The 14446-nt window shown below is 50.3% G+C and carries 12 protein-coding genes and 1 tRNA gene; 9 read left to right on the plus strand and 4 right to left on the minus strand.

Translation table 11 applies throughout. The features are described from left to right. Window positions 1-115: 115 nt before the first annotated feature. Complete coding sequence (locus ACXYMU_RS04160; RefSeq protein WP_458985092.1) at window positions 116-2713, minus strand: ATP-dependent Clp protease ATP-binding subunit; 2598 nt, start codon at window positions 2711-2713, stop codon at window positions 116-118. A gap of 118 nt (window positions 2714-2831) precedes the next feature. Beyond that, entirely contained in the window at window positions 2832-3437 is a 606-nt protein-coding gene (locus tag ACXYMU_RS04165; protein WP_458985093.1) for a WbqC family protein, read from the minus strand. A 165-nt stretch (window positions 3438-3602) separates the two neighbouring features. On the opposite strand from ACXYMU_RS04165, the gene ACXYMU_RS04170 reads away from it, so the two are divergent. Further along, entirely contained in the window at window positions 3603-4502 is a 900-nt protein-coding gene (locus tag ACXYMU_RS04170; RefSeq protein ID WP_458985094.1) for a lysophospholipid acyltransferase family protein, read from the plus strand. A 52-nt stretch (window positions 4503-4554) separates the two neighbouring features. Here the strand turns inward: ACXYMU_RS04170 and ACXYMU_RS04175 are convergent, their stop codons facing one another. Then, window positions 4555-5178: an L-threonylcarbamoyladenylate synthase gene (locus tag ACXYMU_RS04175; RefSeq protein ID WP_458985095.1), complete on the minus strand. Its 624-nt coding sequence runs from the start codon at window positions 5176-5178 to the stop codon at window positions 4555-4557. Between the two features lie 264 nt (window positions 5179-5442). Between ACXYMU_RS04175 and mltG the strand changes: the two genes are divergently transcribed. The 6 genes from mltG (at window position 5443) to ACXYMU_RS04205 (ending at window position 12927) form a co-directional block, all read left to right on the plus strand. Beyond that, window positions 5443-6483, plus strand: coding sequence for an endolytic transglycosylase MltG (mltG, locus tag ACXYMU_RS04180; protein ID WP_458985096.1), 1041 nt, complete (start codon window positions 5443-5445; stop codon window positions 6481-6483). Between the two features lie 80 nt (window positions 6484-6563). Further along, the gene (locus ACXYMU_RS04185) at window positions 6564-6977 is read left to right on the plus strand and encodes an acyl-CoA thioesterase (protein WP_458985097.1); all 414 of its coding nucleotides are present in this window, start codon (window positions 6564-6566) and stop codon (window positions 6975-6977) included. Next, the gene (locus ACXYMU_RS04190; protein ID WP_458985098.1) at window positions 6974-7939 is read left to right on the plus strand and encodes a YihY/virulence factor BrkB family protein; all 966 of its coding nucleotides are present in this window, start codon (window positions 6974-6976) and stop codon (window positions 7937-7939) included. The genes ACXYMU_RS04185 and ACXYMU_RS04190 overlap by 4 nt, the downstream gene beginning before the upstream one ends. Window positions 7940-8125: 186 nt before the next feature. Next, window positions 8126-8210, plus strand: a tRNA-Ser gene (locus ACXYMU_RS04195). A gap of 592 nt (window positions 8211-8802) precedes the next feature. Then, window positions 8803-8985: a hypothetical protein gene (locus ACXYMU_RS04200; protein ID WP_458985099.1), complete on the plus strand. Its 183-nt coding sequence runs from the start codon at window positions 8803-8805 to the stop codon at window positions 8983-8985. A gap of 219 nt (window positions 8986-9204) precedes the next feature. Next, window positions 9205-12927 (plus strand): chemotaxis protein CheB, encoded by a 3723-nt coding sequence (locus ACXYMU_RS04205; protein ID WP_458985100.1) that lies wholly within the window; start codon window positions 9205-9207, stop codon window positions 12925-12927. Between the two features lie 126 nt (window positions 12928-13053). Here the strand turns inward: ACXYMU_RS04205 and ACXYMU_RS04210 are convergent, their stop codons facing one another. Continuing rightward, on the minus strand, window positions 13054-13455 hold the full coding sequence (locus tag ACXYMU_RS04210; RefSeq protein ID WP_458985101.1) for a response regulator: 402 nt from the start codon (window positions 13453-13455) through the stop codon (window positions 13054-13056). A 210-nt stretch (window positions 13456-13665) separates the two neighbouring features. Between ACXYMU_RS04210 and ACXYMU_RS04215 the strand changes: the two genes are divergently transcribed. Continuing rightward, the gene (locus tag ACXYMU_RS04215; protein ID WP_458985228.1) at window positions 13666-14010 is read left to right on the plus strand and encodes a helix-turn-helix domain-containing protein; all 345 of its coding nucleotides are present in this window, start codon (window positions 13666-13668) and stop codon (window positions 14008-14010) included. Then, window positions 13998-14183 (plus strand): hypothetical protein, encoded by a 186-nt coding sequence (locus ACXYMU_RS04220; RefSeq protein WP_458985102.1) that lies wholly within the window; start codon window positions 13998-14000, stop codon window positions 14181-14183. Before ACXYMU_RS04215 ends, ACXYMU_RS04220 begins: the two co-directional genes overlap by 13 nt. Window positions 14184-14446: the final 263 nt, after the last annotated feature.

Here is a 14446-nt window from a genome sequence, read left to right on the forward strand (position 1 = left end):
ACTCGTGCCGGCTCATCTTTTTGCTGCCAGGGTATAAGGGTGCAACCGGTTCGAGCTGTGCAAAAAATAAGGGCTACCTATACAGGCAGCCCTTATTCACTTTATATAAACGCAATTATTCTTTTGTCTTGTCTAAGTCAGAAGACTTGGTAGGCTCTGTTTCCTCGGCTTCATCAGAAGCAGTCTTTGGCTTTTTGCCGGTGCTTTTCTTCGAAACAAAGGTCAGCTTCTCTTCGCCTTCCTTATGGCTCACCTGAATGACATCTCCCTGGTTCACCTCCGCTTTCAGGATTTCCTCTGCAATCGGGTCTTCGATATACTTCTGAATCGCGCGGTTCAACGGACGCGCCCCATACTTCGGATCGTATCCTTTCTCGGCCACATAGTCTTTCGCTTCTTTCGTCAGTTCGATGGTATAGCCCAATGTCTCTACGCGCTTGAACAACTTGCTGAGCGAGAGCTCGATGATCTTGTGCATGTCCTCACGGTTAAGCGAGTTGAACACGATCACATCGTCCAAACGGTTCAGGAACTCAGGCGAGAACGTTTTACGAAGGGCGCTGGCAATAGTGCCTTTCATGATATCGTCCACGTTTTCCTGCTTGCTCTTCGACATGAAACCGATACCGGCCCCAAAGTCCTGCAAGTCGCGGGCACCAATGTTAGAGGTCATGATGATGATGGTGTTCCGGAAGTCAACCTTGCGGCCCAATCCGTCTGTTAATATACCATCATCGAGCACCTGCAGCAACAGGTTGTACACATCCGGGTGCGCTTTCTCAATCTCATCCAGCAGTACCACAGAGTATGGCTTACGGCGGATCTTCTCCGTCAGCTGGCCACCTTCTTCGTAACCCACATATCCCGGAGGCGCTCCTACTAAGCGAGACACACTGAATTTCTCCATGTACTCACTCATGTCGATGCGCACCAACGAATCTTCTTTGTCGAACAGGTAAGTAGCTAGCACTTTGGCAAGCTCTGTTTTACCAACCCCAGTTGGGCCAAGGAACACGAACGAGCCGATTGGCTTCTTCGGGTCTTTCAGACCTACACGGGTGCGCTGGATAGCTTTCACTAACTGGCCGATCGCTTTGTCCTGGCCGATTACTTTGCCTTTCAGCTCTTCGCCCATGTTCAGGAGCTTCACACCCTCTTTCTGGGCAATACGCTTCACCGGAATACCTGTCATCATGGCAATAACCTCTGCCACATTTTCCTCTTTCACGGTATAGCGCTTCTTCTTGGTCTCCTCTTCCCAGTTTTTCTTTGCTGTTTCCAACTGGTCGATGAGTTTTTTCTCCTTGTCGCGCAGTTGGGCAGCCTCTTCGTATTTCTGGCTCTTGACCACGCGGTTCTTCTCTACCTTGATGTTCTCGATTTGCTCTTCGAGCTTCAGGATGTCATCCGGCACAATGATGTTGTTGATGTGCACCCGCGCACCCGCCTCATCCAGAATGTCAATGGCCTTATCTGGCAGGAAGCGATCGCTCATGTAGCGGTCCGAAAGTTTCACGCAGGCCTCAATGGCCTTGTCAGTATAGTTTACATGGTGATGGTCCTGGTACTTGTCTTTGATGTTGTGCAGAATTTCCATCGTCTCCTCCGGTGTGGTAGGGTCTACCATCACAATCTGGAAACGACGGGCCAAGGCACCATCTTTCTCAATGTACTGGCGGTACTCATCCAGGGTAGTGGCACCGATGCATTGAATCTCACCACGGGCAAGCGCAGGCTTGAACATGTTAGAGGCATCCAGGGAACCAGAAGCGCCACCAGCACCCACGATGGTATGGAGCTCATCAATGAACAGGATTACGTCCGGAGACTTCTCCAGCTCGTTCATCACGGCCTTCATACGCTCCTCAAACTGGCCACGGTATTTTGTACCGGCTACCAAAGAGGCTAGGTCCAGGGTTACTACGCGCTTGTTGAAAAGCACACGGCTTACCTTTTTCTGGATGATGCGCAGGGCCAGGCCTTCCGCAATCGCAGTTTTACCGACACCAGGCTCACCAATCAGGATCGGGTTGTTTTTCTTGCGGCGGCTCAGCACCTGTGCCACACGCTCAATCTCTTTTTCACGGCCAACAATCGGGTCCAGCTTATCGTCCTCGGCCAGTTTGGTCAGGTCGCGGCCAAAGTTGTCGAGCACCGGAGTGCGCGACTTTTCGCCGGCTTTTTTGCTGCTACTGCTGCCTGAACGGGAAGACGAGCTGCCGAATAATTTGTCAGAATCATCTGAATCGTCAGTGTCTGACGACGCGAGTGGATTATTGCTGTGATAATCCAGGGAATCTCTTATTGCTTCGTAGTTCACGTTGAATTTCGATAAAATTTGAGAAGATATATTGTCTTCATCCCGAAGGATGGATAATAAGAGGTGCTCCGTGCCGATGATGTCGCTTTTGAAGATCTTCGCCTCCAAATAGGTTATCTTCAGCACCTTCTCTGTCTGCTTCGTAAGCGGGATACTGCCGGTGATGTTGCTGCTCTGGGTAGCGGTATTTCGGGTAGCCTGCTCTAAAGCGTACTTTAACTCATCTATCGAAACGCCAAGCTTCTTCAGCAGGGCAATGGCAGTGCCTTCTCCCTCCCGAATCATGCCCAATACCAGGTGCTCTGTCCCGATATAATCATGACCGAGCCGAATAGCTTCCTCACGGCTGAGCGAGATCACCTCTTTTACTCGGTTTGAGAATTTTGCTTCCATGTATACTATAACTCCGTGTAATTCTTTAAAGACTAATTAATTGTAATTGTTTGAGGCTAACATTAGAAGCCAATTTCTAAACAAGCTATACGATGCAAATGTTTAGTACTCTGCCGCTTTACTGAAGGAAAGATAGAGCCGCGGGCCCCTGCGTAAACAACAAATCAATTATACTAAGGTCTGATACAAATTGTTTGCCAAATACTTGCGTATAAGGTTTTACGTGCAAATTGTCAGGATAGATTTTTGGGTGGACCCTGTTTCGCAGGTCTAGTACATTTTCGGGCTGCTCCACCTCAAATGATTCCGTAAAACCGAGCGGTCTGTTCAGTTTTAGTAATTTAAGATAAAGCTTTAACAAATCCGTATTCAGCTCAAATAAATATTGGGGCCTGCGCGCATATACATCCTGCAGGTAGTCGCTGTAAAACTCGAAGTAGGGGGCACGGCCATAGGCGGCCTGTAGGGTGCGCCAATGGATGTTGTACCATTTCTGGCTGTAGTCAATCTCAATTTCAGTGATCAGGGTTTTGTCTTTGCTGCTCCCGTGCAGCACCGGAACGCTGAGCGGCTGCATGCCCTGCGAAGTGAGCACATGGCAGCGGTTGCGGTAACTCTGCTTGGTATAATTTTCGTGTCGCTCCACCAAAAGGCTTTCTGCGCGAAGCGCATGCCAGAAGTAGGAGATAGGAGGGTTATAATGCGTTTCGGTTAAGAGAATCAAAAGGGTATAAATTACAATTAGCCAGTTATTAGATTATGACAGGTATAAATGCCGAGGCATTGTGACTGCGCCCGAAAGCTATGCCTGCCTTACGGCTAAAGTAGCATATTTATCTAATTTCATAATGCCGCCACAGGTTGTACCTTTGTAGCCTGCTGCTATTTCATGAGAAAACACGAATCCATACCCCCAGTTTCTATCCCGCTTTGGTATATGCTAACAGGCTTGTCGTTACTGCCTTGGGCAGTGTTGTATGCGCTGGCTGATGTAGTGTTTGTGCTCCTGTATTTCGTGATCGGATACCGCAAAAAAGTGGTGCAGCAGAATTTGCTGCATGCTTTCCCTGAGAAAAGCGCGCAGGAGATAAAGCAGATTACCAAAGCGACTTACAGGCAACTGGCCGATGTGATCGTGGAAACCCTGAAGCTGCGTACCATGAGCCCAGCCGAGATGAGGCGCCGCATCACGTTTACCAACCAGGAGCTGCTGGATAGCTACGTACGGCAGGGCAAGACGGTAATTACCATGGGCTCTCATTCCTGCAACTGGGAATGGGTGCTTTCTGCCGGTGCAGTGCAGTTCGGCTTTCCTGCCGACGGTATCTACAAGCCGCTTAACAACGCATTTTTTGAAGCGTACATGCTACGTACGCGCACGCAGTTGGGTGCGCGGCTTATCAAGATGAAAGACACGCTGCGCGACTTTGCCGCAAACCGCCATACCCCACGGGTGGTGGCCATGCTCTCCGACCAAACGCCGCTCCGGAGCGAGATTAACTTCTGGACCACTTTCCTGCACCAGGACACGCCATTTTATGTAGGGGCCGAGAAAATCGCGACTCGCTTTGGTTGCCCGGTCCTGTTCCTGGACATCAAGCGCAACCGGCGGGGGCATTATACCCTTACTTTTGAGGAAATATGGGATGGCGCCCAGCCGCTGGAGGCTGCTGCCTACCCCATCACGACAGGTTTCGCCCAAAAGCTGGAAGCAGCCATCCGCCTTAACCCCGCCGATTACCTCTGGACCCACAGGCGGTGGAAACATAAGCGGCCGCAGGCGGCTTAGTGCCGAGTTCCGAGTTTCAAATCACATAACCCGGAACTCGTAATTCGGAACTCTAAAGGTATTGCTTGATGTCTCCGGCTCCCTCGCGGAGTACTTCAAAGTTGTTGGTTACGTCTACCACGGTGGAGGCAATGTTCTGGCCGGGGCCGCCGTCTATCACGGCATCTACCAGGTTTTTATACTTTTCAAATATCAATTCCGGGTCGGTGCTGTATTCCAGCACCTCGTCTTCGTCGCGGATGGAAGTAGACAGGATCGGGTTGCCCAGTTCTTTTACCAGTTCCAGCGCGATGTTATTGTCCGGCACGCGTATTCCTACCGTTTTCTTGTTCCCGGCATACTTCGGCACGCGGCTGCTCGCGTCCAGCACAAAGGTAAAAGGGCCAGGGAGGGCTTTCTTCATCACCTTGTAAGTGGGCGTGTCGATTTTGGCATAGTCTGAGATGTGGGTGAGGTCCGAACAGATAAAAGACAGGTTCACTTTGTCCGGCTTCACCCCCTTAATCTGGCAGACGCGCTCCACGGCGCGGGCATTGTGTATATCGCAGCCAATGCCATAGATGGTATCGGTTGGGTAGATGATGACACCGCCTTTGCGCAGGATCTCGACGGCCTCCAGGATTTTGCGCTGCTGTGGGTTCTCGGGATGTATTTGTAGGAAAGATGCACTGCTCATAGTTCTAGCGTGTTTGGTTAATGGTGGGAAATGCCCGAAGGCACGATAAGGTAAACATACTTAATTATCCGGGCAAGCGTTGCACGGGCGGCAAAGCAGTCAGGGGAAGCTAAAAAGAATTCAGTTGCGCCAAAACCATACAGATAAGCTAGATTAGTATTATTTTTGAGGCCTGAAAATGAATGGGTACGGAACCTTATACCTTATTTCAAGCCTTTTATCAGCATTATGTCCAAAAATGTGAATACACCCAGACCGAAAAGAGTGAAGAAAGAGAAGAGTATGCTGGTGCCAGGCCTGGCCGTGCTGTTTCTGTTTCTGTTTGTGAGCTTTTCTTATTACGCTTACCAGATTGTGTACACAGCTAACGTGGACACCAAAGACCGCGAAACTTACGTGCTTATACCCACAGGAGCCACCTACAACCAGGCCATGGACTCCGTAGAGGCAACCGGCACGATCATCGACAGGCTCTCCTTGCGCTTTATGTCGAAGCTGATGGATTACGACAAGAAGGTGAAGCCCGGCCGTTACCAGATCCAAAATGGCTGGAGCAACCGCGAACTGATCGGGGCCCTGCGCCTGGGCAAGCAGACCCCCGTTAACTTAACGTTTAACAATATCCGGCTGCGCAGCCAATTAGCCAGCAAACTGGCCGCTAACCTCGAGGCAAACGAAACAGCGGTAGATAGCCTGTTGAACGATGAGGCTTACCTAAGCGCACTTGGCTTCGATACCACCAACATCGTAAGCATGTTCATCCCGAACACTTATGAAGTGTACTGGACCACATCGGCACCGGAACTAATGGAGCGCATGAAAAAGGAGTATGACACCTTCTGGACGCCGGAGCGAGAGGCAAAGGCAAAGGAGTTAGGCTTGTCGAAGCAGCAGGTATCTACACTGGCTTCTATTGTGCAGGCCGAAACCGTCAAGAACGACGAAAAGCCGCGGGTGGCTGGAGTATACCTAAACCGCCTGGAGAAAGGCATGCTGCTGCAAGCCGACCCTACCGTGGTGTTCGGGGTGGGTGATTTCACCATTCGCCGTGTGCTGAACGTGCACCTGCGCCACGACTCTCCTTATAACACTTATAAGTACAAGGGCCTCCCGCCGGGGCCGATCAATGTGCCGAATATCTCCAGCATCGATGCCGTGCTCAACCCGGAGCAGCACAAGTACATTTACTTTTGCGCGAAGGAAGACTTTTCTGGCTATCACAGCTTCGCCGAAACGCAGGCTGAGCATGTGGCCAATGCACGCCGCTACCAGCGCGCCCTCAATGCCCGTAACATTATGAAGTAATTTAATTGTTGATTGCTAATGGCTGATTGATTTTATGGTTTCAGCGTTTACCAATCAACAATTGACAATCAGCCGTTAAAATGTTTGAATCAGAAGTGCAAATACGCGTGCGGTACGCCGAAACCGACCAGATGGGATACGTGTACTACGGCAACTACGCCGCATACTATGAAGTAGCCCGTACCGAGGTTTTCAGGCGTTTAGGAATCCATTACAAAGAGATGGAGGCTACCGGAACCATGATGCCGGTAATGGAACTGAAGTGCAAATACATCCGCCCGGCCAAGTATGACGATTTGCTGACCATAAAGCTGTTGCTTCGGAATAAACCAAATGGCTCCCGCATTCTGTTTGAGTATGAGGTGTATAACGAAGCCGAAACCCTGCTGAATGTGGGCGAGACGACGATGGTGTTTGTGGACATGAAGACCGGAAGACCCACTGCGGTGCCGGAACTGATCCACCAAAAGATGGACGAATACTTTAGCGAATGAGGCTAAACCAGCAATATCTGAAGCGGCGCAGGTCGTACCGCAAATTCATCGTTTTCCTCAAGCGCTGGCGATTCAACGATGGCCAGTCTTCGGTATACGACGTGGCAGATGTGCTGATCGGCGAACTCCGGCTCGACTCCATTACGAAGCGGGCATCCTATATGGCCTTCAACTTCACGCTGGCTATTTTCCCTAGTATCATTTTCCTTTTCACGCTTATCCCCTATATCCCCAGTGTGCTGTCGCTGGACCTGAGCCAGAGCATCTTCAGCTTCATCGAGGACTTTATGCCTGAGGAGATGTATGCCGTGGCCTATAGCACCATCGAGGATATTGTGAATAAGCCGCGCGGTGGTTTGCTGTCCTTTGGTTTCCTGTTTGCGCTGGTGCTGTCTACCAATGGCATCATGTCGCTCATGGACGCTTTCGATAAGAAATACCATACCTTCTATAAGCGGCGCTACGTTAAAAAGCGATTGATTGCCACAGCCCTAACGGTAGTGCTGGCCTTTATCCTGTTCACAGCGGTAGCCACCATCTTCTTCGGGCAATGGATGCTGGACGTGCTGGTTTTCTATGAGGTCGTAACCGAGAGTTATACCTATACCCTAATCATCGTACTGAAGTACATTGCCATTGTGCTCCTGTTCCTACTGGCTACTTCGCTGATCTATTATTTTGTGCCTGCCATTGAGGACAAGTGGCCTTTCTTCTCGGCAGGGGCTGTGGTGGCCACCGGGCTGATCTTCCTGGTGTCAATGATATTCTCTTTCTACATCACCGCGTTTGACAGCTACAACAAGTTCTACGGCTCTATCGGGGCACTCATCGGTTTGATGATCTGGCTTGATTTCGTATCGATGATCCTTATACTGGGCTTTGAGATCAATGTGAGCATCGACACGGTAACCAAGCGCCTGGTGCGCAAAAGGAGCGGCCGCGCGGCCAGGGCAGGCGTTTAACCACGTGCTTCAGGCTGAAAAGAGTAGCCATTCAGCGGATTCAGGAGCCCATAAGCGTTTAGATCCTAAAAAAAACACGCTTCACAATCAGTAGGTTATAGAATAGAGGGCGATTGCCGTAAAAATTATTGAGGCAGGATTTTGATAATTCAACGGAGCCCCCTACTTTTGTACACGAAATAAGACAGAGAGTTGGCGGAGTGGTCGAACGCGGCGGTCTTGAAAACCGTTGACTGTAACAGGTCCGGGGGTTCGAATCCCTCACTCTCTGCTGGTAGCGATACCAAAAAGAGCAAAAATCCCGTAAATCAGCGATTTACGGGATTTTTTGTTTCTGCCCCCCTGCTAAATCATTCAGTTTTTCTCCAACCTAAGAGGTATACGGGGATCCGAAACTTGTCTGACTTTGGGTTCCCTAATTTGATGTATCAATTTGGTTTACAGCAAGATGTGTGGGGTTTGTGCATCTTGTTGAGCCTGAAAATGGCCCGTGGAAGCATGACGTCTGTGGAGGCAAGGACAGTAAACACATATCTGGACATACTCAGGTCCAAGGCATACACATGCCCGCAGGAACTTATGCAGGAAGGTAAGCCGGTGACAAAAGAGATACTCCGGGACAAGATAGGGGTGGAGGAGAGGTCCGTCATGCTAATGGAAGTATTCCAGAGGTACACCATGAGCAGGTAGAGAAGCTAGTGGAGAAAGTCTTTGCCCCGGGCACGCTGGAGCGCTACAGAACCTCCTTGCTGCACACACACACAAGTACAAGGCAGAGGACATTAACGTGAGGAAGCACGACTTTGGGTTTATGTCAGCCTATGTTGGCCCAATAGGGGCTGTGCGCAGAACACTACGATTCATTGCCTGGGAAATTTCAGGAAGGTGACCAACATCTGCCTGAAACAGTCTCCAGTAAAATAACGCAATTCCAAACGCTGCCTTTCGGGGCCATCAGCAGGCACCCCTACAAAGGAGCAGAAGAGGCACAGGAAGGCGCAGGCAGCCTTCCTGTGCCGGTGGCATACACGGACCGGCAGTGCTAAATCTTCGGCATCGTCAAGGACACCCACAGAGGAAAGCACAGAAACTATGGCCTGAACTGGAAGTTGGTATCGGTTAGCAACAGCCTGAAGATAGACTGCCGACCCCTTAGCCAGGCTACCCCTTGGAATTATTTGGAAAGATGTCTATTACCAAATAAATTAGTGTGGTTAAATTTTGCTTTTGAAGCGGCAAAATCCCTTTTCCCTAAAAGCCTGCCTATGAATAGCCCTAATACTCCTAACCGAATCATTGCGATTGGGGCCTCGGCAGGGGGCATCGACGCGTTGTATTCTTTTTTCGACCGCACCCCTTTAGACCAGGTAGCCTATGTGGTTATCCAGCACCTCTCTGCTGACTATCATAGCCGATTAGCAGAGCTGTTGAAAAAGCATAGCCAGCTCCAGATTTGCGTGGCCGAAGACCATATGCTGGTAGAAGCCAACCGCGTGTATGTCATTCCAAGTAATGCCTTCCTGACCATACACCAGGGAAGGCTTCAGCTAGCAGATAAGCTTGACCAGGAGCGACCCCATTTGACCATCGACACTTTCTTTAAGTCACTGGCTGCTGACCAGGGTGACAAAGCCATTGGCGTCATCCTTTCTGGAACAGGCCACGATGGCAGTGAAGGCATTGGGGCCATCCGAAAAGCTGGTGGCCTGGTTTTGGTGCAAGACCCACAGACAGCGCAGTACGACCAGATGCCAAAGAATGCCATTGCCACTGGTTGGGCAAGTGCGGTGCAGCCGCCGGAAGCGATGCCCCGCGTTATTCGGAACTACGTGCAAGGCACCGACTTAACCGGGCTTGATGCGCTCTCCGGTGAAGAGAAACAAACCTTGCAAGACACGAAGAAGCTAAGCAAAGCGGAGGAAACGGCCTTGGTTGCTATCGTGGATTTTCTCAACGGAGAGTTGCCCCTTGACTTTTCCGAGTACAAACGCCCTACTATTTTTCGGCGGATACGCCGGCGCATGGCCCTGTTGCAGATAAAAGATGCCACACATTACTTGCTTCACCTTAAAGAGGACCCAGCGGAACTGCAAGCCCTGGCCAAGGATTTTCTCATAAGTGTGACTTCTTTTTTCAGGGACAGCCAGGCTTTTGAAGCGCTCGAGCAGAAAATAATCCCCGCTATTCTGGGAAAAGGCCACGAGCACGTGAAAATATGGGTAGCCGGCTGTGCCACGGGAGAGGAAGCTTATTCTTTGGCGATGCTGGTAGCCGAATACATGGAGAAGACCCAACACCAAGCAGAGGTGAAGATATTCGCTACGGATCTAGACCAGGCCGCTCTTCGGGTCGCCTCCAAGGGGGTGTATCCGGCCAGTTCGGTCAGAAAGCTTTCGCCCGCCCGGCAGGAGCGCTTTTTCACACCGGTTGAAGAAGGTTTCAAAGTAAAAAAAAGCATTCGCCAGATGCTTATTTTTGCCTACCATGACCTGATCAGGAACCCGCCCTACTGCCATGTCGACCTCATCTCCTGCCGTAACCTGCTCATCTACCTCAATCCGGCCCTGCAAAAAAAGGTTTTCGGCCTGCTGCACTTTGGCCTCCGCCAAAATGGCTACTTGTTTTTGGGGTCCAGTGAGCAGACACCGATGCATGAGCTGCAGTTCTTAGAAATTGACAGAAAAGCAAAGATTTACCAGAAAACATCTCCCTCTCAGCCTATTCAGTTGGGGGGCTTTTCCCTGCCGCTTACCGGGGAAGGGCCTTCCCTGGAGCCTTACGAGTCCCTATTGCCGGCTGAGGGGCAGAACTTAGCTGCTTCGCAGGCAAAGCAGCCCGCTCCGCTTCTGGCTGGCAACTACCTAAGCGAGTCGGTTATCAGCGCCTTATTCGAACACTACCATCAGGTAGGCGTGTGCCTGGATGAAAACCGGCGTGTGGTGCAGGCTTATGGCGATTTATCGCCCTATCTTGTCTCGAAAGGGTTTAACTTCAACTTTAACCTGATGGAGTTAATGCCCCAATCGCTGCTGGTGGCGTTTGGCACAGCCTTCAGCCAGGCCTTACAAACACAGGCACCAGTAGCCATCGGGGGAGTCCGCAATGACTTGGACGATACCAGTAGCATTGATCTGCTGATAAAGCCCTTTGTAGCCGCCAGAAATAACCAAAAGTTAATGCTGCTGCTGCTAAGCCCGGCAGGGCCACCCCCAAACGGGTGGCAGAAAAGCAGTCCCTTCGATGCCGAGCAGCAAACCCGGGAATACATTAACCACTTAGAAGAGGAACTGCAGCAGAGCAAGGACAGCTTGCTGCTCGCCTCCGAGAAGTTGGCTGCTTACCAGGAGAATTTGCAGTCTTTCCATGAGGAAATGCTCTCAGCGGGGGAGGAAATGCAAAGTGGCAACGAGGAACTGCAATCCCTGAACGAAGAGCTGCAAACCATCAACGCCGAATACCACACTAAGATCAAAGAGCTCACCGAACTGAACGATGACCTCAACAACTATTTCCGCAGCAATGTGGGCGGGCAGCTATTCGTTGACAAAAACCTGCTCCTGAAAAAATTCTCTCCAGCGGCAGTGCAGCACATTAACCTGCAGGAAAGCGACATTGGCCGGCCGCTGCACCACCTGACCACCAACATCCGGTTTGATACGATAGCGGATGACATTGTCGAGGTGCTGCACAAAGGGGGGACGCTCACCAAAGAGCTGCAATCTACTTCTGGAAAGTGGTTCGAGGTTACGGTAATGCCTTACGTTCGGCAAGCCGACAACCAGTCGGATGGCGCGATGGTGACCTTCTACGACATCCACGAACTGGTGCTCGCCCGCCAGAAAATGGAGGAAAATGCGGCTGCAGTACTTGCAGTCCTGGAGGCAATGCCCCAGATTGCCTGTACCACCTTCCCGGATGGGAGGATAGATTACTTTAACCAGCATTGGTACACGTACTCCGGCATGAGCGTGGAGCAAACGAAAGAATCCGGCTGGCTGCCAGCGGTTCACCCTCATGACAAGAAGAAGCTGCTACGGCTCTGGCAACAATCCCTGGCTAGCGGAAAATCATTCCAAAACGAGTTTAGAATCCGGCGGGGAAAGGATAGGTCCTATCGCTGGCATCTGGCCCGGGCTGTTCCTATTCATAACGCCGCAGGGGAGATCATCAAGTGGGTAAGCACCGCTACCGATATAGATAATCAGCGAAAGCTGCTGGAAGAGCTGACGGTAACTAAAAATGCGTTGCTCAACACCAACGGGAAGCTAAGTAGAATCAATGTGGACTTGGATAACCTTGTCTATATCGCCTCCCACGATTTACGCTCGCCTGTTATTGCCTTACAGGAACTGCTGAAAATCGCCACCCCTAAACTAGAGGGCCTATTGGAAGGAGAGGACGCTGAGTTAGTGGGGATGATGCAAACGTCAGTAGCTAAATTGCAACAGGTAATAAACGACCTGACCCGGATTACGCAAGTGCAGAAAGAAACCGATTTAGAAAAAGAAGCCATTTCTTTCCAGGAAATGCTACAGGATGTGCTCACGGATCTTGAAAAGCCCATCCTGGAATCGGGTGCTCTGATTCACCAAGACCTCTTGTTGGATGAATTGGTGTATGCCAGAAAAAATTTGCGCAGTATTCTATACAACCTGTTAAGCAATGCGATTAAGTACCGTTCCGAGGAGCGGACGCTGCAAGTGCACCTTACCTTTAAAATGGACCCAGAGGGGCCCCTGCTCCAGGTTGTTGATAATGGATTGGGCATAAGCCCCACCCAATTGCCGAAGCTGTTTACGGCCTTTAAGCGTTTTCATTCCCATGTGGAAGGCACGGGTGTAGGTTTATATATAATTAAGCGGATGGTGGAGAACAATGGTGGTTGGATAGAAGTGGATAGCCAGGAAGAAGTCGGAACTACCTTTAAAGTGTATTTTGGGCAGAAAGCAGTCAGTAAGAAAGAAGCTGAAGGAAAAGAAAAGAGGTGACTCCCGCGGCAGGCAAGCTAAACCAACTGGTGGCGGAGCAGAATACTATTACAAGGTTAGTAAACATAAGCCGTTGAAGAACGGTATGAGATCTTGTATGTACAAGAGATAGAATAGAGCGCCTGGTCAGGCCTGCCTTTCAACCCCGGCAAAGCTGACCAGGTAGTTTATCTGGTCATTGGTGAGCGGCTTGGTCAGCAACCCCTTTATCATCGGGTTCTGAGTGACATGCTCACTTCCTTCATATTTCTCAGAGGTGGTCATCAAGACAACGGTAGGGGGAGTAAGGCCTGTCGTTTCCACAAGCTTTTTAAGCGCCTCCAAAAATTCATACCCATTCATAACCGGCATATTCACATCCAGCAGGATGAGGTCCATTGCCTCACTCAGAAGCAGTTCAAGCGCCCTGCTTCCGTCTTCCGCTTTAAATACCTGCTTTATCGCGTTTGCCTGGCACAATGCACGCGCACTTAAGAAAGTATGTGCCGCATCGTCGTCAACCAGTAAGACTTTGCCTAATTCATGCATACACTTCAATCAGTTTAATGAGTACAAGGAGAGATTGACAGTGCCCATCAACTAACCTAGAGTGGAGGCCATGTAATACAATGTACGGATAATTTAAGATGTTAATTGTATAATGAACATCTTGGTTAGTGCTAAAACGAGATAAATTGAGCTAGCAACCATATATAAGGTGTATAGAAGTAAACTTTTCAGGTATGGCGCGCTCAAATACTGCTCCATCTTGACAAGGGCAAGCAGTCTGAGGTCGTAACCGAGGCAGTGTGTGTGTGCCTGGCCACGTTTTACAACGTGCATGGCCGCTTTCTGAAGGACAGGCTTGGGGCCCTGGAGGAGAAGCCGCGCCCGGGCCAGCCCCGCAAGGTGACCCCGGAGATGAAGGTGGCCGTCACGCGCATCACCTGCAGCGCAGGTGGAGCTGTTGCAAGACAACCTCACTACCCAAAGCCGCGGCTCGTTCTACGAAAACCTGCCTGCCGCACAGGCCAGGGAGCTTGCCCGCGCTCCACTTCCATTTCACCCCAAAGCACGGGAGTTGGCTCCATATGGCAGAGATAGAGCTTTCTGTGTTGGTATGGGAAAGCCTGAACAGGAGGATTGGCAACATGGAGGGGCTGGAAAGGGAGGTGCTGCGCTGTGTGAGAAGCGTAACAGAAAGGCTGCTAAAGTACATTGGAGCTTTCCGGTCAACTCTGCCAGGGAAAAGCTGGCAAAACAGTGCCAGAAAGTAAATACAGATAATGCTTTATCTAATAATTGAATTGGAGGAGCACTAGTTTTCCTTCTCATCCATGATGTTTCATTTAGTGGAAATTGCCTTTTCGTTCAAATGAGGCCATTGTGTTACACAATCACAAAGATTTGTTACATGTATTTTTACTCATGTAACACGGCTTGATACACGTGTTACGTGAACACGATTACTTCACCTTTTCGCAAAATATATTTGCTCACATATAAGTGAGCCGCTGCTTTGATGAGGAAGCGTCAGTTT

This window comes from Pontibacter sp. CAU 1760, from assembly GCF_054482735.1.